This window comes from Ruegeria sp. CI5, assembly GCF_056536885.1.
On the sequence record NZ_JBQFQN010000007.1, the window covers coordinates 25,985 to 49,275 of the forward strand.

The 23,291-nt window shown below is 61.4% G+C and carries 27 protein-coding genes; 12 read left to right on the forward strand and 15 right to left on the reverse strand.

Annotated elements, in window-relative coordinates:
* Window position 1 precedes the first annotated feature (1 nt).
* The 3 genes from ACR0BA_RS16930 to ACR0BA_RS16940 all read right to left on the reverse strand — a co-directional run bounded on the left by ACR0BA_RS16930 (window position 2) and on the right by ACR0BA_RS16940 (window position 1,451).
* Window positions 2-316 (reverse strand): DUF1244 domain-containing protein, encoded by a 315-nt coding sequence (locus ACR0BA_RS16930; protein WP_480729114.1) that lies wholly within the window; start codon window positions 314-316, stop codon window positions 2-4.
* Window positions 317-387: 71 nt separating this feature from the next.
* Window positions 388-627, reverse strand: coding sequence for a DUF6868 family protein (locus ACR0BA_RS16935; RefSeq protein ID WP_005981131.1), 240 nt, complete (start codon window positions 625-627; stop codon window positions 388-390).
* A gap of 86 nt (window positions 628-713) precedes the next feature.
* Window positions 714-1,451: an N-formylglutamate amidohydrolase gene (locus tag ACR0BA_RS16940; protein ID WP_480729116.1), complete on the reverse strand. Its 738-nt coding sequence runs from the start codon at window positions 1,449-1,451 to the stop codon at window positions 714-716.
* 117 nt (window positions 1,452-1,568) lie between these two features.
* Here ACR0BA_RS16940 and pyk point away from each other — a divergent pair, with 117 nt between their 5' ends.
* Window positions 1,569-3,014 carry a pyruvate kinase gene (pyk, locus tag ACR0BA_RS16945; protein ID WP_170342769.1) on the forward strand — a complete coding sequence of 482 codons (1,446 nt, stop codon included), beginning with the start codon at window positions 1,569-1,571 and terminating at the stop codon, window positions 3,012-3,014.
* A gap of 2 nt (window positions 3,015-3,016) precedes the next feature.
* On the opposite strand, the gene ACR0BA_RS16950 is transcribed toward pyk, so the two are convergent.
* Window positions 3,017-3,502: an Lrp/AsnC family transcriptional regulator gene (locus ACR0BA_RS16950; protein ID WP_093965149.1), complete on the reverse strand. Its 486-nt coding sequence runs from the start codon at window positions 3,500-3,502 to the stop codon at window positions 3,017-3,019.
* A gap of 189 nt (window positions 3,503-3,691) precedes the next feature.
* On the opposite strand from ACR0BA_RS16950, the gene ACR0BA_RS16955 reads away from it, so the two are divergent.
* The 6 genes from ACR0BA_RS16955 to ACR0BA_RS16980 all read left to right on the forward strand — a co-directional run bounded on the left by ACR0BA_RS16955 (window position 3,692) and on the right by ACR0BA_RS16980 (window position 8,347).
* Entirely contained in the window at window positions 3,692-4,129 is a 438-nt protein-coding gene (locus ACR0BA_RS16955) for a universal stress protein (protein ID WP_093965150.1), read from the forward strand.
* A gap of 14 nt (window positions 4,130-4,143) precedes the next feature.
* A complete protein-coding gene (locus tag ACR0BA_RS16960) occupies window positions 4,144-5,697 on the forward strand; it encodes an alanine/glycine:cation symporter family protein (RefSeq protein WP_480729118.1) in 1,554 nt (517 codons plus the stop codon).
* 181 nt (window positions 5,698-5,878) lie between these two features.
* Window positions 5,879-6,079 carry a 50S ribosomal protein L35 gene (gene rpmI, locus ACR0BA_RS16965; protein WP_039523697.1) on the forward strand — a complete coding sequence of 67 codons (201 nt, stop codon included), beginning with the start codon at window positions 5,879-5,881 and terminating at the stop codon, window positions 6,077-6,079.
* Window positions 6,080-6,093: 14 nt separating this feature from the next.
* Window positions 6,094-6,459, forward strand: coding sequence for a 50S ribosomal protein L20 (gene rplT / locus ACR0BA_RS16970; RefSeq protein ID WP_093965154.1), 366 nt, complete (start codon window positions 6,094-6,096; stop codon window positions 6,457-6,459).
* Window positions 6,460-6,703: 244 nt separating this feature from the next.
* A complete protein-coding gene (locus ACR0BA_RS16975; protein ID WP_480729120.1) occupies window positions 6,704-7,345 on the forward strand; it encodes a hypothetical protein in 642 nt (213 codons plus the stop codon).
* Between the two features lie 198 nt (window positions 7,346-7,543).
* Window positions 7,544-8,347 carry a methyltransferase domain-containing protein gene (locus tag ACR0BA_RS16980; protein ID WP_480729122.1) on the forward strand — a complete coding sequence of 268 codons (804 nt, stop codon included), beginning with the start codon at window positions 7,544-7,546 and terminating at the stop codon, window positions 8,345-8,347.
* Window positions 8,348-8,470: 123 nt separating this feature from the next.
* Here ACR0BA_RS16980 and ACR0BA_RS16985 read toward each other — a convergent pair whose 3' ends face one another.
* Window positions 8,471-9,862, reverse strand: a complete 1,392-nt coding sequence (locus ACR0BA_RS16985; protein WP_170361432.1) for an aminotransferase family protein — start codon at window positions 9,860-9,862, stop codon at window positions 8,471-8,473.
* 222 nt (window positions 9,863-10,084) lie between these two features.
* On the opposite strand from ACR0BA_RS16985, the gene ACR0BA_RS16990 reads away from it, so the two are divergent.
* Window positions 10,085-11,713 (forward strand): acyl-CoA synthetase, encoded by a 1,629-nt coding sequence (locus ACR0BA_RS16990; protein ID WP_480729124.1) that lies wholly within the window; start codon window positions 10,085-10,087, stop codon window positions 11,711-11,713.
* Here the strand turns inward: ACR0BA_RS16990 and ACR0BA_RS16995 are convergent.
* From ACR0BA_RS16995 to hmgA, 7 genes are all read right to left on the reverse strand, one after another.
* The gene (locus tag ACR0BA_RS16995; RefSeq protein ID WP_170361437.1) at window positions 11,710-12,051 is read right to left on the reverse strand and encodes a DOPA 4,5-dioxygenase family protein; all 342 of its coding nucleotides are present in this window, start codon (window positions 12,049-12,051) and stop codon (window positions 11,710-11,712) included. The genes ACR0BA_RS16990 and ACR0BA_RS16995 overlap by 4 nt on opposite strands.
* A gap of 90 nt (window positions 12,052-12,141) precedes the next feature.
* Window positions 12,142-12,780, reverse strand: a complete 639-nt coding sequence (gene maiA / locus ACR0BA_RS17000; protein ID WP_480729125.1) for a maleylacetoacetate isomerase — start codon at window positions 12,778-12,780, stop codon at window positions 12,142-12,144.
* Window positions 12,777-12,968 carry a DUF2783 domain-containing protein gene (locus ACR0BA_RS17005; RefSeq protein ID WP_149776332.1) on the reverse strand — a complete coding sequence of 64 codons (192 nt, stop codon included), beginning with the start codon at window positions 12,966-12,968 and terminating at the stop codon, window positions 12,777-12,779. Before ACR0BA_RS17005 ends, maiA begins: the two co-directional genes overlap by 4 nt.
* 5 nt (window positions 12,969-12,973) lie before the next feature.
* Window positions 12,974-14,584 (reverse strand): FAD-dependent oxidoreductase, encoded by a 1,611-nt coding sequence (locus ACR0BA_RS17010; protein ID WP_480729127.1) that lies wholly within the window; start codon window positions 14,582-14,584, stop codon window positions 12,974-12,976.
* 134 nt (window positions 14,585-14,718) lie between these two features.
* Window positions 14,719-15,669 (reverse strand): MBL fold metallo-hydrolase, encoded by a 951-nt coding sequence (locus ACR0BA_RS17015; RefSeq protein ID WP_170366199.1) that lies wholly within the window; start codon window positions 15,667-15,669, stop codon window positions 14,719-14,721.
* Window positions 15,670-15,679: 10 nt separating this feature from the next.
* Window positions 15,680-16,936 (reverse strand): fumarylacetoacetase, encoded by a 1,257-nt coding sequence (gene fahA / locus ACR0BA_RS17020; RefSeq protein ID WP_480729128.1) that lies wholly within the window; start codon window positions 16,934-16,936, stop codon window positions 15,680-15,682.
* A gap of 42 nt (window positions 16,937-16,978) precedes the next feature.
* A complete protein-coding gene (gene hmgA, locus ACR0BA_RS17025) occupies window positions 16,979-18,334 on the reverse strand; it encodes a homogentisate 1,2-dioxygenase (protein WP_149776335.1) in 1,356 nt (451 codons plus the stop codon).
* A gap of 56 nt (window positions 18,335-18,390) precedes the next feature.
* Here hmgA and ACR0BA_RS17030 point away from each other — a divergent pair, with 56 nt between their 5' ends.
* The gene (locus tag ACR0BA_RS17030; protein WP_480729130.1) at window positions 18,391-18,843 is read left to right on the forward strand and encodes a MarR family winged helix-turn-helix transcriptional regulator; all 453 of its coding nucleotides are present in this window, start codon (window positions 18,391-18,393) and stop codon (window positions 18,841-18,843) included.
* A 59-nt stretch (window positions 18,844-18,902) separates the two neighbouring features.
* The gene (locus ACR0BA_RS17035) at window positions 18,903-20,135 is read left to right on the forward strand and encodes an adenylate/guanylate cyclase domain-containing protein (protein WP_480729132.1); all 1,233 of its coding nucleotides are present in this window, start codon (window positions 18,903-18,905) and stop codon (window positions 20,133-20,135) included.
* Here the strand turns inward: ACR0BA_RS17035 and ACR0BA_RS17040 are convergent.
* Window positions 20,132-20,941, reverse strand: a complete 810-nt coding sequence (locus ACR0BA_RS17040) for a division plane positioning ATPase MipZ (protein WP_093965175.1) — start codon at window positions 20,939-20,941, stop codon at window positions 20,132-20,134. The two genes, ACR0BA_RS17035 and ACR0BA_RS17040, sit on opposite strands and share 4 nt — an antisense overlap.
* Window positions 20,942-21,159: 218 nt before the next feature.
* Between ACR0BA_RS17040 and ACR0BA_RS17045 the strand changes: the two genes are divergently transcribed.
* Window positions 21,160-22,047, forward strand: coding sequence for an AEC family transporter (locus tag ACR0BA_RS17045; RefSeq protein WP_475142717.1), 888 nt, complete (start codon window positions 21,160-21,162; stop codon window positions 22,045-22,047).
* Window positions 22,048-22,072: 25 nt separating this feature from the next.
* Window positions 22,073-22,393 carry a Dabb family protein gene (locus ACR0BA_RS17050; RefSeq protein WP_480729133.1) on the forward strand — a complete coding sequence of 107 codons (321 nt, stop codon included), beginning with the start codon at window positions 22,073-22,075 and terminating at the stop codon, window positions 22,391-22,393.
* Between the two features lie 64 nt (window positions 22,394-22,457).
* Here the strand turns inward: ACR0BA_RS17050 and rpmE are convergent, their stop codons facing one another.
* Both rpmE and rplS read right to left on the reverse strand, forming a co-directional pair.
* A complete protein-coding gene (gene rpmE / locus ACR0BA_RS17055) occupies window positions 22,458-22,679 on the reverse strand; it encodes a 50S ribosomal protein L31 (RefSeq protein ID WP_093965180.1) in 222 nt (73 codons plus the stop codon).
* A gap of 11 nt (window positions 22,680-22,690) precedes the next feature.
* Entirely contained in the window at window positions 22,691-23,074 is a 384-nt protein-coding gene (gene rplS, locus ACR0BA_RS17060; RefSeq protein WP_480729134.1) for a 50S ribosomal protein L19, read from the reverse strand.
* Window positions 23,075-23,291 lie beyond the last annotated feature (217 nt).

The window sequence follows — 23,291 nt, forward strand, 5'->3', positions numbered from 1 at the left end:
GTCAGTCTTTTTTGCCGACGTTCTCCTCGAACGCGACCTTGAATTCCGCCTGTTTCTCGGGGCTGGCCTCGGTCTGGTATCTGGATTTCCACTCATCCATGGTCATGCCATAGAAAATCTCGCGGGCTTCGTCCTTGCCCATTTCGATGCCTTTTTCATTGGCGGCCTCCTGATACCACCGTGCCAGGCAGTTTCGGCAGAACCCGGCGAGGTTCATCATGTCGATGTTCTGAACGTCGGTGCGGTCCTGCATCAGGTGTTTCTGCAGACGGCGGAAAGCGGCGGCCTGAAGTTCGATCTCGGTCTGGGGGTCCATGGTCGGGCTCCGGTTCGTGGGATTTGATCCAGACCTAGCAAGCCCGAGGCCATTGCACAACGCGCGCCGGTTCAGACCAGCTTGAGGGCAATCCAGGGCATCAGGCAGAAGATCAGGGTCAGGATCTTGTAGTTCGCAAGATACTTGAAATAGGCCTTTCTGACCTCGGCCTTTTCCATCTGGAACATGCGGCCGTGAATGGCAGCGATGCGGTCCTGCAGGGCCACCACCATCAGGGTCGACAGCAGCAGGACCGCAAAGTTCAAAACGGTCATCCAGCCGAAAAAGGCTGTCAGGGTTTCAGGTGTCATGACGGCCTCCTTTCACTCCGAAAAATGGGGGCCGCCCGCGCGCCGCGCAAGAGGACAGGCGTCGTTTGGTCGCGGATTTTCCAGCGTTACAGCCCGCTTGCGGCCAGCGCGTCCTGCAGGATCGGCGCCAGCCGCTCGGCCCAGGCGCGTTGCCCGGAATGATCGGCGATCAGGTCGTTGCGCAGCTCGATCAGTGCGTTGGGACGGCCAAAAGCGGTGGCGTGCCGGTCGATCGCATCCCCCGGCAACACGCCGGTGTAGGGTTCGTTGACGCCGACGCACAGATCCCCTTCGGCGCGCAGCCGGTCGATCAGAGGGGCCGAGAACCGTTCGTCCGCGGTGTGCAGGATGCCGACATGCCAGGGGCGCGGCGGGCGGCCCCGCAACTGGCGGGTGAAAGAATGCATCGACACGATCACGGCATGGGGCAGGGCGGCCATTTTGGCCAGCGCCTCGTGATAGGGGCGATAGCACAAGTTCAGGCGCCGTTCGCGCTCGGCGGCGTCGGCATGACGGTTGGCCGGAATGATCGACCCGTCATACAGCTTCATCAGCAGCGTCGGGTCGTCCTCGCCCCGGTTCGGGTCGATCACCAGCCGCGAGAAATTCGCCGCGATCACCGGCGCGTTCAGGATCTCGCCCAGATGTTTCGACACCTCGTAGGCGCCCACGTCATAGGCGATGTGGCGCTCCATGTCCTCGCGCGGGAGGCCAAGGTCGCCGCAATTGATCTGCGGCGGTACGGTGTTGGTGGCATGGTCGCACGTGATCAGCCAGCGGGACGGGCGATCCGCCCCGTGCACGTAAAACGGAGTGTATGTCATGAGCCTGTCATCTAGTTTGCCGCAGGTGTAGGACAGTTGCCTCGGAAAGGGAATTGCGCAATAAGCAAACCGACCATTGTTTGCGGTAACATTCGACCATCAAGGAGAGCAAGATCGATGCGACGCCTGAGAAATGTGAAAATCGTGGCGACGCTGGGCCCCGCGTCCAACGACTATGATATGATCCGTGCTCTGCACGAGGCCGGTGCCGATGTTTTCCGCCTGAACATGAGCCATGGCAGCCACGACGAAATCCGTGAACGCCACCGGATCATCCGTCAGATCGAAAAGGATCTCGACAGCCCGATCGCAATTCTGGCGGACCTTCAGGGCCCGAAGCTGCGGGTCGGTGTGTTTGCGAATGATGCAGAAGACCTGGTCGAAGGTGCCGCGTTCCGCCTGGATCTGGATGAAACTCCGGGCGATGTCAGCCGGGTCTGCCTGCCGCATCCCGAGATTTTTCAGGCGTTGGAAGCGGGGGCGCATCTGCTGGTCAACGACGGCAAGATCCGGCTTGTGGTTGAGAAATGCGGCCCCGATTTCGCAGATTGCAAAGTTGAAATCGGCGGGACCATCTCGAACCGCAAAGGTGTAAACGTGCCCGACGTGGTGCTGCCGCTGGCAGCCCTGTCGGAGAAGGACCGGGACGATCTGGAGTTCGTTTGCCAGCTGGGTGTCGACTGGCTTGCGCTGAGCTTCGTGCAGCGGGCCAAGGACGTGTACGAAGCGCGCGCCCTGGCCGACGGCCGCGCCGCCATTCTGTCCAAGATTGAAAAACCCGCCGCAGTCGAGGCGTTCGACGAAATTCTCGACGCATCGGACGGCATCATGGTCGCGCGTGGCGATCTGGGGGTCGAACTCCCGGTATCGGCCGTGCCTCCGATTCAAAAGCGACTGGTCCGCAAGTGCCGCGCCGCCGCCAAGCCGGTGATCGTTGCCACCCAGATGCTGGAAAGCATGATCGAAAGCCCGATGCCCACCCGCGCCGAAGTGTCGGACGTCGCCACCGCCATATATGAGGGAACCGACGCCATCATGCTGAGCGCCGAGTCGGCCGCGGGCTCGTATCCGATCGAGGCCGTTCAGACCATGAACAAGGTCGCGATCGAGGTCGAAGCCGACCCAACCTACAAACAGATCATCGACGCCTCGCGCCAGACCAAGGGAACGACCGTTGCCGACGGCATCGTGGCCGCGGCCCGTGAAATCGCCGAAAAGACCGACATCAAGGCGATCTGCTGCTTTACCCAAAGCGGCACCACCGCACTGCTCACCGCCCGCGAGCGTCCCGGTGTCCCGATAATCGCCATGACTTCGCTGCGGGGCACCGCGCGGCGTCTGTGTCTCAGCTGGGGCTGTCACTGCGTGATGACGCCCGAGCTCGAGCGGTTCAAAAGCGCCGTGGTCAATGCGGCGCGCGCGGCGCGTGCCAGCGGGTTTGCCGGCGCCTCGGATCAGATCGTGGTGACCGCCGGTGTCCCGTTCAACGTGCCAGGCTCGACCAACATCCTGCGCGTCGCCCCTTGCGACGAGCGACTGATCTACTCGACGGATCCCGAATAGGATCAGCCACCCGGTCCGCCGGGCCTTGCTTTGGCGCCGACAGGCTCTTTTACGGTCTCCATCACCGTGAACGAGCTTGTCTGGTGTATCCCCGGAAGCTTGTTGATCTTGTCGCCCAAAACCGTTCGGAAATGCGCGATGTCGCGTGTCCGAACGGTCAGCATGTAGTCGAATGATCCGGCGACCATCAGGCAGGTTTCGATTTCAGGTACCCGTCGCACGGCTTCGTTGAAACGGTCCAGCGAGTGTTCGGCTGTGGCCGTCAGCGAAACCTGCACCACCGTCAAGTGCCCCAGCCCCAGCCTCTCTTTGTCGATCACCGCGCTGTAGCCGGTGATGTACCCGCTCTTTTCCAGCCGTTTCACCCGCTCGGAACACGGCGTGTTGGTCAGGTTTACTCGGGCCGCCAGTTCGACTATTGGCAGGCGTCCATTGGCCTCGAGCTCGGCCAATATCCGTTGATCGATCTTATCCAAATCCCTGTCCATCAGGCAATTTCCCTGCGTTTTTGAGGTCTGGCGGCATATTTTCCTGAAAATAGACCGAAAAAATCTCCTTTTCCTAGTGATTTTTCCTGATACTTGACCGAAGGGCAGTCTTGTAAAACGAGTTCCAGGTTCCGGCTGCCCTGCCGGGGGCACGGGCCCCGGCCAAATCAACAAAAACGGAGGAACGAGATGACAACGAAAATTGTCATAGGACTGGACGGGACAGAGACCGGAGATCGCGCGGTCGGCTTTGCCAAGGATCTGGCAAGTCGGATTGGATCGTGTGAACTGCTGGTTGCCTATGTCATCGAATGGTCGCCCTATACTTTCCAAACTCCCGAGGAAAACGCCCTGCGGCACAAGCGGCGCGAAGAGGAGATCGCGCTTGCCACCAGCCGCGTGGTGGAACCCGCCGTCGAGGCCTTGAAGGCCGCAGGCTTCAGCGCCCGCGGTATTGTCCGCCATGGCGATGTGGCCGAAACGCTGAACGCGATCACGGTCGAAAACGGCGGATCGCAGATCGTCGTGGGACGATCCTCGGCTGACGGCATCAAAAAGCGAATCTTCGGCAGTTCGACCCAGAATCTGGTCATGCACGCCGACGTTCCGGTCACAGTCGTGAACTGACGGGAGGAGCAGACATGAAATCGATCAAAACCCTGGGCCTGTCCGGTGCGGCCGCGGCCCTGCTGGCCAACCCCGCACTTGCGCAGGAGGCCCCCGGTCTGGATGAAAAGATCAACCAGACCTTCGCGAATCTGACGGGCCCCTTCGTCAGCTTCATCTTCGCACCTTTTCCGGGAACGAGCTTTCCCTGGATCGTGATGTGGCTGGTCGTGGCCGCAACGGTGTTCACGCTGTATTTCGCCTTTGTGCAGATGCGGTTCTTCAGCCATGCGATCAGCTTGGTGAAAGGTGACTATTCCGACCCCAACGATGCGGGCGAGGTCAGTCACTTCCAGGCGCTGGCAACGGCGCTGTCCGGCACGGTCGGCCTGGGCAACATCGCGGGCGTCGCGGTGGCAGTCGGCATCGGCGGCCCCGGTGCGACCTTCTGGATGATCCTCGCCGGCCTTCTGGGCATGGCGTCGAAATTCACCGAATGTACGCTGGGTGTGAAGTACCGCAACGAGTACGAAGACGGCACCGTTTCGGGCGGCCCGATGTACTACATGTCCAAGGGCTTTGCCGAGCTGGGTCTGCCCGGCGGCAAGATCCTGGCGGTCCTGTTCTCGATCTTCTGTATCCTTGGCGCGCTGGGCGGGGGCAACATGTTCCAGGCCAACCAGGCGCACCAGCAGATCGCGGGTATCGTTGGTGACTATCCCGGTTGGATCACCGGCCTGGTCTTCGCGGCCGTGGTGTTCATGGTCATCGTGGGCGGCCTGAAGTCGATCGCCCGCGTGACCGAGAAGGTCGTGCCGTTCATGGGCATCCTGTACGTCGCCACTGCGCTGGTCATCATCATCATGAACGCTGACATGATCGGCTGGGCCTTCGGTCAGATCTTCGCTGGTGCCTTCACCGGTCTGGGCGTGGCCGGCGGCATGGTCGGTGCTCTGATCCAGGGCTTCAAACGCGCCGCCTTCTCGAACGAGGCAGGCGTGGGTTCGGCGGCCATTGCACACTCGGCCGTCCGCACCAAAGAGCCGATCACCGAGGGCTTTGTTTCACTGCTCGAGCCGTTCATCGACACCGTGGTGATCTGCACCATGACCGCGCTGGTGATCATCATCACCCAGCAGCTGGTGATCGACCCGGCAACCGGCCTGTACGTGCTGAACGAAGCGGGCACCGCGATCGCAACCGTCGATGGCAACACCGGTGTCAGCCTGACTTCGGCCGCCTTCGGCAGCGCCTTCAGCTGGTTCCCCTACATCCTAGCCATCGCGGTGATCCTGTTCGCCTTCTCGACCATGATCAGCTGGTCCTATTACGGCCTCAAGGCCTGGACCTATCTGTTCGGCGAGGGCCACACCAAGGAACTGGTGTTCAAGCTGATCTTCTGCGTTTTCGTGGTGATCGGGGCTGCGGCCAACCTGGGTCCGGTCATCGACTTCTCGGACGCGGCGATCTTTGCCATGGCCGTGGTCAACGTCTTTGCGCTCTACTTCCTGATGAAAGTGGTGCGTCAGGAACTGGCCTCGTACAGCGCGCGACTGAAAAGCGGCGAAATCCGCAAGTTCGCCGACTGATGACACCAACCGGGGCGGCACCGCTGCCCCGGTTCCCGACCCCGGTGCAAAAAGCACCCGAACGGGTCAAAAACCCCTTGCCAGCATGACCGAACTTGCGTAAACGGCGCATCTGATCGCGCGACCGGCCGATGTGGCATGCCGAGTCGCGTTTCGGACCGAACCCTGAAAGGAGACGGAAATGCCCAAGATGAAGACCAAATCGAGCGCCAAGAAGCGCTTCAAGGTGACCGCGACCGGTAAGGTCATGTCAGCTCAGGCCGGCAAGCGGCACGGCATGATCAAGCGGACCAAAAAGTTCATCCGCGACGCCCGTGGCACCACCACCCTGTCCGCCCCCGACGCCAAGATCGTCAAGGGCTACATGCCCTACGACCGCTAAGAGGAGATACCGATATGTCCCGCGTTAAAGGTGGAACCGTAACTCACGCCCGTCACAAGAAGGTCATCAAGGCCGCCAAAGGTTACTATGGCCGCCGCAAGAACACCTTCAAGGTTGCCCGTCAGGCCGTCGACAAGGCCAACCAGTACGCAACCCGCGACCGCAAGAACCGCAAGCGCAACTTCCGCGCCCTGTGGATCCAGCGCATCAACGCCGCTGTCCGTTCGCATGACGAAGCACTGACCTATTCCCGCTTCATCAACGGCCTGAACCTGGCCGGCATCGAAGTGGACCGCAAAGTTCTGGCCGACCTGGCCGTGCACGAACCGGAAGCGTTCGGCGCGATCGTCGCCAAAGCTCAGGCTGCTCTGGCTGCCTGATCCTCTTTCGAGAGACAGTGAAAGAAAGGCCGTCCCGTTCGGGGCGGCTTTTTTCTTTGGATCGACCAGATTGGATTTCGCATAAACCAAGTATGGGATTCCGTCATGGCCACTACACGCATTTGATGTAATCATCTACTGAGTTTCACTGATGAATTGAATGCGGAATACTGAAATGCCTATTTGCCAAAGACTTACACAAGCCCTTCTTGTCTTGACGGCAGTGGCGATCTGCCACCCGACAGTGGCAAGATCACAGGACACGATCACCGAACCTGACCTCCCTGACGTATTGGTTGAAACCTTTGATGGCGACGACTCGACGCTCATGCTGGGCGGGCAGATCGACTTTCAATCGGCCAAGCCGCCCTGGGCTGTTTATGTGGCCGATGGAAAATTCGTCATGGAGAACAGACAGGATGCGCGTAGCCTTCAGTTCAACGATGTGGCGTGGGTGAAGTTTCCCGGCTCGGATTCGTTGGAGAGCACGCAGGACATGATAATCTCTGCCGTGGTGGACGGAGAGTTCAGCGGCAAAAGCGGTGTGGGCATTCTGGTTGGCAGCGGAAAGTCCGGCAAGTATGTGGCGTTCACTGTGGACGACAAAGGGCGCTATCACGTACTGCAAAAGGACGGTCGCCAATTGCGGCTGGTACACGCGGACAGACATGACGCGATACGTGTCGGCGCCCCGAACAAGCTGACCTTCCAGGTCCGAGGGGCGCATGTGGTTTTCTTTGCCAACGGAACCAAGGTCGTTCAAACGCTGTTCTCAAAGCGAACGTCCACGAACTCCAGCCAGGGCGCTCGTGCGGGGATAGGCCTGGCAGCCTTTGGAACTGGCCGTTTCGAATTTGATGAAGTCGAAATCAAAAGGGCGAACTGACGCACAAAAACGCAGGTTGCACGAACTGGAGCTGCTTGGTGGGATGGTTTCTAGGGTACTTGCCCCTCTGGCCTCCTCATTCAGTAAACAGTGAAAGAAAGGCCGCGCCACAAGGGGCGGCTTTTTTGATGCCTGAGTGCCGCCTTTTTGCGTAGGCAGACAATTAGACCAAAAACCGCTAGGCTTGCACGTGCTGAATTGACCAACATTGGTTTTGCGAGCGCCATGCTTGAATTTGATGCAGCAACAACGCGTCTACTCGACAGCGTGTATCAAGGTGCCGATGTCACCCGGCGGCGGCGAGGGTCTTTTGACGCGTTGCGACCAGCCGCGGGTGATACCATTGCGGACGTTGGATGCGGCAACGGTCTTTTGACAGCAGAGCTCGCGCGGGCGGTTGGTCCGACCGGGCGTGTTTTGGGGATCGATCCAAGTGAGGCGATGCGGAGTTCCGCCAAAAACCGCTGCCATGAATATGACTGGGTCCAGATCATGGAGGGTGAGGCAGGCCAACTTCCGGTCGAGGATGCGTCACTCGACAAGGCGGTATCGGTTCAGGTTTACGAGTATTTAGACGACATTGCCGCCGCGGTGGCGGAGGCCCATCGATGTCTCAGGACGGGTGGTCTGCTTGTTGTGGGCGACATCCATTTCGACAGCCTGGTTTGGTACAGTGATGATCCGGCAAGAATGGATCGAATGATAAAAGCCTGGGACAAGCACTTTGTCGGGAGAGACGTGCCCGCACGACTGCCACTGATTTTGAGAGACCAGGGTTTCACAGTGGAAAGCGTCGCGCCGATTACGATTTGCGATAACGAACTCCGGCCAGACGGGCTGGCCAATATGATGATCACCCTGATGAAAAGGTTCGCCGAGTCCAACAAGCTCGTTCCGGATCAGGAAGCCAAGGAATGGGCGGATGAGCAGAGATCGTTGGCCGCGAGGGGGCGGTTTTTCTTTTCGCTAACCCATTTTGTCATCAGCGGGCGCAAATCCTAAAGTTTTGGTCTGGATGCGCTGATTGAAACAAACAAAGGCTATTGCCTGAGCGAATGGAGCTCAAAAAAAGAAACCGGCGCGAAGAACGCCGGTTTCACTTGGTTTTTTTATCCTGCGCTGGGTTTACCCGAACACACGCCCCAGTGCGCCATCAACCGCATCGGTGATTTGGTCGATGTCGTCCGCCGTGGCGATCAAAGCCGGAGAGAAGCACAGCGTGTTGTTGCGCCCGGGGACCGAGCGGTTGGTCACGCCAATGATTACCCCTTGCGCCATGCAATCGGCCACGACCGCTTGGGCCAGCTTTTCGTCCACCGGTTCTTTGGACGCGCGATCCGCGACCAGTTCGGCACCCAGGAACAGGCCCTTGCCGCGCACGTCGCCGATGACCTTGTGCTTGTCCATCAGTGCCTGCAGGTTGCCCATCATGCGATCCCCCATCGCGGCGCAATTGCCCAGCAGGTTCTCGTCTTCGATGATGCGCATGTTCTCGATCGCCGCGGCCGGCCCGGCAGTGCAGCCGCCAAAGGTCGAGATGTCGCGGAAATAGTTCATCGGGTCCGCGGCATCGTCTTTGAACATGTCAAAGACTTCCTCGGTGGTCACCATGCAGGCAATCGCGGCATAGCCCGAGGCCACGCCTTTGGCCATGGTCACGAAATCGGGTTTCACGCCATATTGCTGGTACCCGAACCAGGTGCCGGTGCGACCCACGCCGCAGACGACCTCGTCGATATGCAGCAGGATGTCGTACTTCTTGCAGATCTCCTGCACGCGCTGCCAGTAGCCCTCGGGCGCTTCGATCACGCCGCCGCCGGCGGTCACCGGCTCAAGGCACAACGCGCCTACGGTGTCGGGACCTTCGCGCAGGATCACGGCTTCGATCTGATCGGCGGCCCATTCGCCAAAGTTCTCGTCGGGCGCGCCGTCCAGTTCGTGCTTGCGGTATTCCATGCAGTGCGGAACGCGCACGAAATCCGGCGCAAAGGGGCCGTATTGCGCGTTGCGCTCATCCTGACCGCCCGCCGACATCGCCGCCAGGGTCGAGCCGTGATAATCGCGGTCGCGATACAGGATCTTGGTCTTCTTGCCGCCGTATTTCTTGTGGGCGATCTGGCGGACCATCTTGAAAGCTTTCTCGTTCGCCTCGCTCCCCGAGTTGGTGTAGTAGACCCGGCTCATGCCCGGCATCTTCTCGATCAGCTTTTCGGCAAACAGCGCCCCGGGGATCGAGCCCGCCGAGTTCGCAAAATAGCACAGCTTCATCAGCTGGTCGTAGACGGCCTTGCAGATGGATTCGCGGCCATAGCCCACGTTCACCGTCCATACGCCGCCCGAGACGGCATCCAGGTGTTCCTTGCCCTTTTGATCCCAGACGCGCATGCCCTTGCCTTCGACGATGATGCGCGGATCGTTCGTCTCAAACGGCTTGTGCTGGATCAGATGGTGCCAGATATGGGCGCGGTCGGCCTCGACCACGCGGGAAAGATCGTTTTCGTTGAACGTGCCGTCCATGACATGTCCTTTCAGTAAGACGCGACGCGCGGGAATCACGATGCCCGGCAGGCGCGGATGAACCAGATACCGCAGATCAGCCCGAAAGCCCGGTACGCAGTAGGGCCAGATTACCTGATCGCGTAGCTCCAGTATATTCGCCTCGCGTATTTTTACGGGTTTGTTTTGCGGCAACCTTTGTGCTCAATACGAAAAATCCGACGAATTGGGGAGGAGAGGCGGATGGCGACCCACAGCATTTATCAGCGCGATCTGGACAAAGGCCTGGCCAATTTCACGGCCCTGTCCCCGCTTAGTTATATCGAGCGGACGGCGGCCGTTTACCCTGACTATCCGGCCGTGGTCTATGGCGGCCGGCGCCATAGCTGGGCGCAGACCTATGCGCGCTGCCGCCGGTTGGCCAGCGCTTTGGCTGCGTGTGGAGTGGGCACGGGCGATACGGTGTCGATCGTCGCCGCCAACATCCCCGAAATGTACGAGGCGCATTTCGGCGTGCCCATGGCAGGCGCGGTGTTGAACACCATCAACACAAGGCTGGACGCGCCAATCATCGCCTTCATCCTGAACCACGCCGAATCCAAGGTGCTGCTGGTCGATCCCGAATTCTCGGGCGTGGTGAAGCAGGCGCTGGAGCAGGTGGATCACGACATTCTGGTGATCGACATCGAGGACCCGAGTTTCGATGGTGGCGAGAAGCTGGGCGCGCAGACCTATGACGACCTGCTGGCCGAGGGCGACCCGGAATTCGACTGGTCTCTGCCCGCCGATGAATGGGACGCGATCACGCTGAACTATACCTCGGGCACCACGGGCAATCCCAAGGGGGTGGTCTATCACCACCGTGGCGCGGCGCTGAACGCCACGTCGAACATCCTGACATGGGGCATGCCGCAGCATTCGGTCTATCTGTGGACGCTGCCGATGTTCCACTGCAACGGCTGGTGTTTCCCCTGGACCATGGCCGCGAACGCGGGTACGTCGGTCTGCCTGCGCGCGGTGCGGGACGAGCCGATCTACAAGGCGTTCCGGGATGAGAAGGTCACCCATTTCTGCGGTGCGCCCATCGTTCTGAACATGCTGGCCAACGCGCCCGATCATCTCAAGGATTTCGACCATGAAATCAAGGTGATGACCGCAGGCGCCCCGCCGCCTGCCGCGGTGATCGCTGCGATGGAGGGGATGGGGATCGAGGTCACTCATGTCTATGGCCTGACCGAAACCTACGGTCCGTCGGTCGTGTGCGCGTGGAAAGACGAATGGAACGACAAGCCCGCCGAGGAACGCGCCGCGCTCAAGGTCCGGCAGGGGGTGAAATACGTTGCCCTGTCGGGGCTGATGGTGGCTGATCCCGAAACGCTTGAACCGGTTCCGGCCGATGGCGAGACCATGGGCGAGATCTTTATGCAGGGCAACATCGTGATGAAAGGGTATCTCAAGAACCCCGAGGCCACGCAGAAAGCCTTTCGCGGCGGCTGGTTCGCCTCGGGCGATCTGGGGGTGATGCATCCCGACGGCTATATCGCGCTGAAGGACCGGTCAAAGGACATCATCATTTCGGGGGGCGAGAACATCTCGTCGGTCGAGGTCGAGGATATCCTCTACAAGCACCCGGCGGTGATGGAGGCCGCCGTGGTCGCCAAACCGGACGAGAAATGGGGCGAGACGCCCTGCGCCTTTGTCGAGCTGAAGTCGGGCGCCGAGGCGACCGAGGCCGATCTGATCGCGTTCTGCCGCGATCACATGGCCCATTTCAAGGCACCAAGAACGGTCGTTTTCGGGCCATTGCCCAAGACTTCGACGGGCAAAATCCAGAAATTCAAGCTCAGAGATCAGGCCCGGGCGCTGGGCTAGGCGCCCAGCCGGTCAAAGATCGACAGGTCCAATTCCAGCATCTCGCCCATCCAGATCGCCCGGTCGCGGTGGTCGGGCAGGTGCTCGCCGGTTTCGGGGTGGGTGAACACAGTCAGTCCCTGCCGGTTCAGCATCAGCCATGGGATCACCTTGTCGAAGGCATCGGCGGCAAAGCTCAGCTGGCAGCTCCAGCGCGGGTGGGGGCCGACATTACGGCTGTGCATGTGGCCCATCTGGACGGGGAACAGGCGGGCAGCCTCTTCGCAGACACGGCGGGCGGTCTCCTGCGTTTCGGCGTCGAAATAGACATGGGCGTGATAGCCGGTGATCTGTGGCATCGGGGGCCTCGTGCGGTGATTTCCGGCACAAGGCTAGGCCCGATCGGCGCCGGTGCACAGACGCATCGGCACACAGACCCTGTGCGCGGCTCAGCCCGGCGCGTGGGTGTCCGGGTGGGCCGCTGCAAAAGCAGGGTGGTCGGCGCAGGCCGCCTCGACCGCCAGAATGCGCGGCATGTCCGACAGATCGACCTGCCAGCGCCGGGCGTTGTACATCTGTGGGATCAGGCACAGATCGGCCAAACCAGGCGCCGATCCCGTGCAATACGGGGCTTGCTCGAACCCTTCCAGCATTGCCTCGAAGGCCAGCAGACCGGGGCGGATGAAATGGCGCATCCAGTCGCCGGGCATGTCGCCCTTTCCGCCGCTCAACTGCGTGGCGTGGCGGGCGACCTTCAGGTTGCAGACCGGGTGCAGATCCACCGCGATGGCATGGGCCAGCGCTTGCGCCCTGGCCCGCGCAAGCGGCTCGTCCGGCAGCAGGTTCAGCCCTCGCGTCCGGTCGAGATAGTCCAGAATGGCCAGCGACTGTGTCAGTTGCACGCCGTCGATCTCGAGCACCGGAACAAAGCCCTGCGGGTTGCGCGCCAGATGCGCGGGCGCGGTCTGCTCGCCCTTGACCAGATCGACGGTCTGCGCGCGATAGGCGATCCCGGCCAGGTTCAGCGCGATGCGCACCCGATAGCTGGCCGAGGATCGCCAATAGTCATACAGGACGACGTCGCTCATCGGGCTTTGGCCGCGTCGATCGCCTGTTTCAGGATGGTCCGGTCGCCGATGTGGTTGGCCAGCACCAGCACCAGCCGCGCATTCAGCGCATCGCTTTCGGCCTTGTCCAGACCGTCGTGCGCGGCCAGCAGATCGGCATAGAAATCATCCGCGCCGTCGATATTCGGGGTGAGGATCAGTTCATCCATTGTGCCTACTCCTTGCCGATGGCCCGGCGGATCGCATGCCGGAACGCGTTATCTTCATAGCTGTCGCGCCGCGCCGCCACGTGCTGGTCGGGCCGGATCAGATAGACCGCACCTTCCGCGTCGCCCAGATACCGCCGCTTCAGCGCCAGCGTGCGGTCATCCTTGACCGACAGCGCCAGTCGCTCGACCGTCACGCCCTCTTCCTCGATCGTTTCCGGGGCGTCGGCGTCGATGGTCAGCAGGGTGAACTTGCCTGCCAGCTTGGGCAACAGGAATTCATCCCCCAGCGGCGCATCGGGGCAGGGCGAACCGGGGCGCGTTTCGGCCGGGCCATCCAGCGCATCCGCCGAATTCAGCGGCGAGCCGTCATAGGTGCAGGGCACGCTCAGCCGTCCGGAATTCACCAGCGGGCGGGCGAACTCATAGGGTTCGCTTAGGTCCAGAACCGCGTCGCGCAGGATGCGCGACATTTCCGATTTCGGCGTGATGAAATCGGTCGAGCGGGTCGAGTTCAGGATGTTCTCGTCTGCGCCGTGGATGCGCTCGACATCATAGCTGTCCAGCAGGCTGTCGGGCGCGGTGCCGTCAAGGACCATCTTCAGCTTCCAGCACAGGTTGTCGGTGTCCTGCAGGCCCGAATTGGCCCCCCGCGCGCCGAAGGGGCTGACCTGATGGGCGCTGTCGCCGGCAAACAGGACGCGGCCGTGGCGAAATTTCTCCATCCGGCGGCACTGGAAGGTATAGATGCTGACCCATTCCAGCTCGAACTGGACATCCGCGCCCAGCATCGCCTTGAGGCGCGGGATCACGTTTTCGGGGCGCTTTTCGCGTTCCTTGTCGATGTCCCAGCCCAGTTGCAGGTCGATGCGCCAGACATTGTCGGGCTGTTTGTGCAGCAGGGCAGACTGTCCGCGGTTGAAGGGCGGGTCGAACCAGAACCAGCGCTCGGACGGGAAATCGGCCTCCATGATCACGTCGGCGATCAGGAAGTTGTCCTCGAACACGCGGCCCACGAAATCCAGCCCCAGCATCCGACGGGTGGGCGAATTGGCCCCGTCGCAGGCGATCAGCCAGTCGACCTCGACGGTGTACGACCCCTCGGGCGTTTCAACCTCGAGCTTGACGTGGTCGTCATGGGTACCGATCGCCTCGACTTTGTTGCGGCCACGGATCTCGATCGGCGCGCCCTGGGCCTGCAACGCGCGGACCCGTTCGACCATGAACTGCTCAAAGTAGTATTGCTGAAGGTTGATGAAGGCCGGATGGGCATAGCCCTCATCGGGCTGCAGGTTGAATTCATAGACTTTGCGGTCGTCGAAGAACACTTTGCCGGTGTTCCACAGCACGCCCGTGTCCACCATCGGCCGGGCACATCCCAGCCGGTCGGCGATTTCCAGCGTGCGCTGGGCGAAACAGATGGCGCGGCTGCCGAAACTGACCTTGTCGTTGTCGTCCAGCACCACCACTTCGACGCCTTGCTGGGCCAGGTCGATGGCGGCGGCCAGCCCGACCGGGCCCGCACCGATCACGATCACCTGATGCCGCACCGGGGCGGGGGCATCCTGATCGGGGCTGCGGGCATAGGCATAGAGCGGCTGTTCAAAAATCTTGTTCATGGGCTCTCTCCCCAAGTTCTGTGCGCCGGGCGCACATTCCCTGCCCACCGGCGCGGGGCGCCGATGGCTCTCCTCCATGGTCGCATCGTTTTCAGGCCGGCAACACGATCTGGATCAAGTCGCCGGGCCGTTTCTCAGCCCTGCAGGGCCTCCCACATCTCCAGATCGCGCTGGGCGGTCCAGATGCGCGGGGTGTCGATGCCGCGCGCCTCGTCATAGGCGCGGGCCACGTTGAAGGGCAGGCAGTGTTCATAGATGGCGTAGTCCGAGAATTTCGGATCGCACTCCGCACGCACCGCGTCCCAGGCCTCTTTCAGGCTGCCGCCGCGTGCCGCCACCTTGGCCGCCGGGCGATAGGTGCTTTCGACGAAATCGCGGGTGTTCTCGATGGCGGCGTTCACCATTTCCTTGCCGACAAGTGCATCGCCGCGCCCCGGCGCGATGGCGTCGACGTCGAACCACTGGATCTGATCCAGCGTGTCGCCCCAGTCGCTGAAATGCCCGTCGCCGCAATAGCAGGCCGAGTGATATTCGACGATGTCGCCGGTGAACATCACGTTCTGGTCGGGCACGTGGATGACGATGTCACCAGCCGTATGGGCCCGGCCCAGATGCATTAGATCGATCCGGCGGTTGCCCAGATAGACCGTCATCGTGTCGTTGAAGGTGGTGGTGGGCCAGGTCAGGCCGGGGATGCTCTCATGCCCTTCGAACAGGCGCGGAAAGCGCTGGAACTCGCTGTCCCAGTCCTCTTTCCCGCGTTCGACGACCATGGCGCGGGCCATGTCCGACATGATGATCTGTTGCGCACCGAAGGCGCTGGCGCCCAGCACGCGGACCGCGTGGTAATGGGTCAGCGCCACATGGGTGATCGGCTTGTCGGTCACCGAACGGATGCAGTCGATCACCTTCTGCGCCAGGCGCGGCGTGGCTTGGGCCTCGACCACCATCACGCTGTCATCGCCGATGATCACGCCCGAGTTCGGGTCGCCTTCGGCAGTGAAGGCATAAAGCCCTTCGCCCACCTCGGTGAACGAGATCTTCTTTTCGGTCATGTCCCCCTGGGACGCGAATGCCTTGGCCATTTGGCGCTCCTTATCGTGCGTATGGGTCTTCAAGGGCAGGCAGCACCGTGCCGGTGCAGTCGCCGAACCCGATCGTGTAGCCGTCGCCCCGGGCGGCGCCCTTGAGGGTCAGCGTGTCGCCGTCTTCGATGAAGCTGCGGGTTTCGCCGGTCTCCAGCGTGATCGGTTCCTTGCCGCCCCAGCTGAGTTCCAGAAGCGAGCCGCGGCTGTCCTTCGTCGGCCCCGAGATCGTGCCCGAGCCGAGCAGATCGCCTACGTTCATCGGGCAGCCCGAGGTGGTGTGATGCGCCAGTTGCTGCGCCGAGGAATAATACATTTCCTTGTAGTTGGTGCGCGCGATGGTGGACGCCGGTTTGCCTTCGGGCGCCATCGTTACCTCAAGCTCGATGTCATAGAGCATCGGGCCGCAGTCCTTGAGGTGGTCCAGCAACTCGACCTCACGCGGGGGCGTGTCGCAGCGGAACGGGTCCAGCGCGGCCTTGGTCACGATCCAGGGCGAAATCGAGGTGGCGGTGGCCTTGGCCTGAAACGGGCCCAGCGGCTGGTATTCCCAGGCCTGAATGTCGCGCGCCGACCAGTCGTTCAGCAGGACATAGCCAAAGATGTGGTCGTCGGCCTCCTGCACGGTGATCGGGCCGTCGGACGGGGTGCCGACGATGGCGCCCATCTCCAGCTCGATGTCGAAGCGGCGGCTGGGCAGGAAGGCGGGTCGGTCATGGTCGGGCGATTTCAACTGCCCCCACGGGCGGCGGATATCGGTGCCCGAAACCACCACCGACGAGGCGCGGCCGTTGTAGCCGATGGGGATGTGCAGCCAGTTGGGTGGCAGCGCGTTTTCCGGGCCGCGGAACATGGTGCCCACATTGGTGGCATGGTGCTTGCCCGCGTAGAAATCGGTGAATTCGCTGACGGCGAAGGGCATGTGCAGCTGGGCCTCGGCCTGCGGAACCAGCAGCGGTTCGATCTTGTCCTGTTCTTTCGACCCTTTCGCCAGCAGGGCGGTCAGCCGCTCGCGCAGCGCGGCCCAGACCGCCGGTCCCTGCTCCATCAGCGGGTTCCAGAAGGGCAGGTCGAACAGCGGCTCGTCGCCCAGCGTGATCAGCCCTTCGGCCTCGGCGGCGGACACGTCAAGGATCATGTCCCCGATGGCCACGCCGCAGCGGGGTTCGGTGCCTTCGGTCGAAAAGACGCCATAAGGCAGGTTGTTCAGCGGAAACGGGTGGTTCGCGTCATTGGCCGAGGCCACCCAGGATTTCATCACAGACATTGCGTTTCCTTGTGCGGTGCGGTGGCCGTGGGGCCACCGGTGTCATTTCTTGCCGGGCGTGCCGTCGAATTTCTTCTCCAGATCCGTCCAGCAATCGATGTAGTCATCCTGCAGCGGCGCCTCGTTCGCGGCAAAGGCGGTCAGGTGCTGCGGAAAGCGGGTCTCGAACATGAAGGACATGGTGTTGTCCAGCTTGTCCGGCCCCAGATTGGCGTTGGACGCCTTTTCAAAGGCTTCCTTGTCCGGGCCATGCGGGATCATCATGTTGTGCAGGCTCATGCCGCCCGGCACGAAGCCCTGCGGCTTGGCGTCATACTGGCCGTAGATATTGCCCATCAGCTCGGACATGATGTTCTTGTGGTACCACGGCGGGCGGAAGGTGTCCTCCATCACCATCCAGCGTTCGCGGAACAGGACGAAGTCGATATTGGCCGTGCCCGGCACGCCCGAAGGTGCGGTCAGCACGGTAAAGATCGACGGATCGGGGTGGTCGAACAGGATCGCCCCGACCGGGCAATAAGTGCGCAGGTCGTATTTGTAGGGCGCGTAGTTGCCGTGCCAGGCCACCACGTCCAGCGGGCTGTGGCCGATCTTGGTGGTGTGGAACTGGCCGCACCACTTGATCGTCACGGTCGAGGGCACTTCGCGATCTTCGAACGCGGCCACGGGCGCCTTGAAGTCGCGCGGGTTGGCCATGCAGTTGGCGCCGATCGGGCCGCGGCCCGGCAGCTCGAATTTCTGGCCGTAGTTCTCGCAGACGAAGCCGCGGCAGGGGCCTTCCAGAACCTCGACGCGGTAGACCAGCCCGCGCGGGATGATGGCGATTTCCTTGGGTTCCAGGTCGATGATGCCCAGCTCGGTCGCAAAGCGCAGGCGGCCTTCCTGTGGCACCACCAGCAGCTCGGAATCGGCCGAGAAGAAATAGTCGTCCACCATCGATTCGGTGACCAGATAGATGTGGCTGGCCATGCCGACCTGGGTGTTCACGTCGCCGGCGGTGGTCATGGTGCGCATGCCGGTCAGCCAGGTCAGCGGCTGGTCGGAATGGGGCACCGCGTCCCAGCGGTACTGGCCCAGGCTGATCACGTCCGGATCGACATTCGGGGCGCTTTTCCAATAGGGCAGGTCGATCTTTTCATAGCGGTGCGAATGCTTGACTGACGGCCGGATGCGATAGCACCAGGTGCGCTCGGGCGGGTTGGCGGTGAAGGCGGTGCCGCTAAGCTGTTCGCCATATAGGCCATAGTTGCATTTCTGCGGGCTGTTCATGCCCTGCGGCAGCGCGCCGGGCAGCGCCTCGGTTTCAAAGTCATTGCCAAAGCCGGGCATATAGCCTGCATGGGTGCCAACGGGCGTGCTGGCTTGGGTCAGAGCGTGCGGGTCAGTCGGACGATTCATCGGGGTTCCTCCGTTTGCTGCTTGTCGGATAATAGTTGATTTTGTAACTAACAACCATGACACAGCCAGATTCCGCCGAAAAAGATGACTTCGACCTGCGAAATTTCCTGCCTTTCCTGCTCAACCAGGCAGCCGAGGAAAGCTCGTTGGATTTTCAAAAGGTCTACAAGAACCGCTATGGGATGCTGCGCACCGAATGGCGCGTGTTGTTCCATCTGGGCAATTACGGAGAGATGACCGCCAAGCAGATCGGGGAACGTGCCAAGATGCACAAGACCAAGATCAGCCGCGCGGTGCACAAGCTGGAACAGCGCCGATACCTGCGGCGCACCCGCGACGAAAACGACCGCCGGATGGAGCGGCTGACCCTGACCCCCGCCGGTCTGACGGTGTACCGCGAATTGCGCGACATCGCCCGCGACTATGACGCCCGGCTGGCGGGCATGTTCACCACAGGCGAGGCGGCCCTGTTGCAGATGATGCTGCGGCGGCTGGCCGGGATGGACTGACCTCTGGTAATCTGGCCCCGCAACCCCCAAGTGGGGTGCAGACCAGACGGAGCCCCAAGATGCCATCCACCGACCCCAAAGCCTACGCCGAAAACCTGATCGGATGGTTGCTGGATCGGGGGCTGGAGGGGGCCGAACAGTCGGAAATACTCGAAGGCTATTGCCTGCGGCTTGTGGATGCGGGCGTTCCCCTGATGCGGTTTCACGCCGCCCAGAGCGCCTATCACCCCACTTACGGCGGCACCGGCTTCAATTGGTACCGGGACGAAGGGGGCAGCGTCGAGAATTACGAGCACCGCGAGGAATTGCCCGATCAGTGGGTGTCCAGCCCGCTCTACGCGATGCTGCAGTCCGGCGCGAAGGAGCTGCGTGAAAGGTTGAAAGACCAGAACGAACCCAGCCGATTTCCGTTTCTGAACGAGCTGCACCAGAAAGGTGCCACCGATTATTTTGCATCCGGTCTGGTTCTGCAGAAAGTCGAGCCCGAAAACCGGATCGCCCTGGACCAGATGCCCGAGGGGGTGCTGATGTCGTGGACGACGGACCATGCCGAGGGGTTTGACGACATTCACCTGGATCTGATCCGATATGCCCTGCCGCATCTGGGGCTGGCCTTGAAATCGGCCTCGAACCGGAAAATGGCGCAGGATCTGCTGCGCGTCTATCTGGGGCGGGATGCGGGTCGGCGCGTGTTGTCGGGGGAAATCCGGCGCGGATCGTTGCAGCAGATCGACGCCGTGATCTGGAACTTCGACCTCGAGGGCTTTACCGGCCTGGCCGAACGCCTTCCCGGGTCGGACATCATCGCCATGCTGAACGACTATCTGGCCGTGGCGGTCGAGGTCGTTCAGGGTTGTGGCGGCAATATCCTGAAATTCATGGGCGACGGTCTGATGGCCATGTTCGACGTGGGCGAGATCGACGAGGACGCCCGCGCCGCGCTGGCCGCCGTTGGTGTTCTGCAGACGCGTATGGCCGAGCTCAACGCGGTACGGGCCGCCGCCGGCCTGCCGGTCGCCAATTTCACCCTTGCTCTGCATTCGGGCGAAATCCTGTATGGCAATATCGGTGCTGAAAGCCGGCTGGATTTCACCGTGATCGGTCCGGCGGTGAACCAGGCTGCGCGTATTGCAGGCATGCACCGGTCGCTGGACCGGCGTATCTTGATCTCGGATGACGTGGCCCGCGCCGCTCAGCCCTGCGAACAGGACCTGATCTCGGTCGGGCGCTATATGCTGCGCGGCGTGCCCGAACCCAAAGAGCTGTTCACGATCTACGCGCCGACGGCTTAGAAGTCGATCTCGACCCCGGGCAGGTTCAGTTCACGCATCATGTCGCGCAACTCCTGACGAGCAGCGATGTTCGAAATGTTGAGCTGCTTCACCCCGATATCCTTGAGGTCCAGCAGCGTCAGCCCGCGCGGGAACAGTTCGCGAAAGATCACACGCTCGGAAAAGCCCGATGCAACGCGGAAGCCGATGCGCTGCGACAGCATCTCGATGGCGCGCTGCATCTTTTCCTTGTTGACCATGCGCTGGGTGCCCACGCGGTTGCGCACCACCACCCAGTCGATCGGTTTCAGCCCGGCCTGCGCCCGCAATTGCCGCGCGTTCCAGACCATCTCGGAATAGACCGAGGGCCCGAGGATCTTTTCGCCCTTCGAGTCGATCCGGGCCAGCAGGTCGAAATCGATGAAACTGTCGTTCAGCGGCGTGATCAGCGTGTCGGCCAGCGAATGGGCCACCTGGCTCAGCCTTGTGTGTGAGCCGGGGCAGTCGATCAGGATGAAATCGCTGTCGCTCTCCAACTCGGCCACGGCGGCGGACAGACGGTGGTCATAGATGTTCTCGCCGGGTTTAAGCTTGCTTGCGTCGATCTCGGGCAGGTCATGGTGACGCGGGCTGGGCAGCTCCAGCTTTTCCGTGGAAAGGAAATTGCGGCGGTTCTCGAAATAGCGGCCCAGGCTGCGCTGCCGCAGGTCCAGATCCAGGGTGCTGACCTTGTTGCCCAAACGCGCAAGCGCGGTTGCAACATGCATGGAAACCGTCGACTTGCCTGCGCCGCCCTTTTCGTTCCCCACAACGATGATATGTGCCATACCTGTATTCCCAAGTCGCGCCGTGTTTGCCTACACGTTGTTTGAACCCACTATATGTTGTGTGATCCGCGAAGAAAAGCGGTCCTGTAGGGTCTGCGGGACAATATCAGTGTCTAAATTGGATTTTTTCGCGATACCCGCAGCTTGACGCTTGGTTGTTGCCAAACGGGGCGTGCGCCGCCACAGTCTGCAAACTGACTTGGACGCAAGGACCCGGCTTGGAGCACGTATTCCTGAACGTATTGAACATCGTTCTGCCGGTGCTGATCTGTGCCGGTGTGGGGTACGGTCTGGCGGTCGCGCGCGCACCGTTCGACAACAAGGTGATCGGCGGGATTGTCTCGAAGGTGGGATATCCGACACTGATCATCTCTCATCTGTCCGCCACCAAGATCCAGATTGCCACGTTTCTGGACATGATGGCGGCTGCTGCCCTCGCCATTGCGGCATTCGGCGTGCTCGGGTTTTTGGCGTTGCGGCTGTTGCGTTGGCCGGTGCGGGCGTTTCTGACCCCGCTGATGCATGGCAATGTGGGCAATATCGGATTGCCGGTCACTCTGCTGGCGCTGGGCGATGCGGGCATGGCCTATACGATGGCTTTTGTCGTCGTAGTGTTGGTGAGCATTTTCACTGTCGGCATGTGGATCCCGGCCGGAGAGTTCTCGGCGCGCAAGCTTGCAACATCTCCGATCATCTATGCGGTTGTCATCGCGCTGACGCTAATGGCTACGGGTTCTGCCCTGCCGCAACCGATCGCCAAATCCTTTGACATTCTGGGGGGGCTGTCGATCCCGCTGATGTTGCTGACACTGGGTCACACGCTGGCCACGCTCCGGACGGGCAGCCTTGGCCGGGCGGTCGTTCTGACAGGTCTGCATCTCGTTCTGGCCGTCGGGATCGCCACCACGCTTGTCTGGCTGTTCGGCTTTACCGGGGTCGAACGCGGAGCGTTGATCCTGTGCTGCCTGATGCCGTCTTCGGTGGCGACATACCTGTTCATCGACCAACATGTTCCGGAATATGGCCCGGAAGTGGCCGGGTACATCATGGTCTCAACCCTGACGACGATCCTGGTTCTGCCGCTCGCCTTGGCCTACTGGATCTGACTTTGCCCAACCAGGAACCGACATCATGATATTGCACTGCGTGTTCTTCACTTTCCGATCAGATGCACCGCAGGACGCGCGCCGCGCCGTTCTGACCGGCTTGGCCGAGCTATGCGCTGATCTGGACGGGGCCTTGGCCTTTGAAAGCGGCCCCAATCTCGATTTCGAAGGAAAGTCGCAGGACTATCGCGATGGGTTCGTGATCCGCTTTGCGGATCGAACCGCCGTGCAGGCTTACGCCGAACACCCGACACACCGCCGGCTGGGCGGTCAGCTGTGTGATCTGTGTCAGAATGGTGCCGACGGGATCATCGTCTTTGACCTAGACGTGCCGGACGCGCAATAGAAGCGGCCAACGAAAAAGGCCGCCCCCTGGGGGACGGCCTTGGAATTTCCGCAAAGGCGCTGGTTCAGAAACCCAGGCCTTCGTACTTCTTCTTGAACTTCGACACGCGACCGCCGGCGTCCATCAGACGCGACGAGCCACCGGTCCACGCAGGATGCGAGGAGGGGTCGATTTCCAGGGCCAGCTGATCGCCTTCGGCACCCCAGGTCGATTTCATCTGGATCACGGTGCCGTCGGTCAGTTTGACGTCGATCATGTGGTAGTCGGGATGGATGTCTTTTTTCATCTTTCCGCTCCTTACGCCTCGGCGCCAGCCTTGGGCTTGTAGTTGGTGACTTCTGCGATACGGGCGGATTTACCGCGACGGGTACGCAGATAGTACAGTTTGGCGCGACGGACGCGGCCACGACGGACAACGGTGATGCTGTCGATGTTGGTCGAATACAGCGGGAACACACGCTCCACGCCTTCGCCAAACGAAATCTTGCGAACGGTGAACGAACCGGCGATGCCGCTGCCACCTTTGCGCGCAATGCAGACGCCTTCGTAGTTCTGCACACGGGTACGCGACCCTTCGGTCACTTTAAAGCCGACACGGATGGTGTCACCGGCTTTGAAATCGGGGATGTCTTTCCCCAGGGCGGCAATCTGTTCCGCCTCAAGCTGTGCGATCAGGTCCATCGCAGTTACTCCTATCTGCTCGTGGTTGGTCCACGAAGTTGGGCACGATCTGAGAGCTCTTGGTCTTCTCCGGGTCCCGCGATCTGCAGCCCGCCAGAGGTCAGGTCGAATGTTCCTTTTGGTCCGGGTTATTCCACAGCTTCCCTGATCCGAAGAAGGGCAGGTGCGTTCCTGCGATCAACCCAAAACACCGGAGTCGCCCCAAAGGCGGCACCGG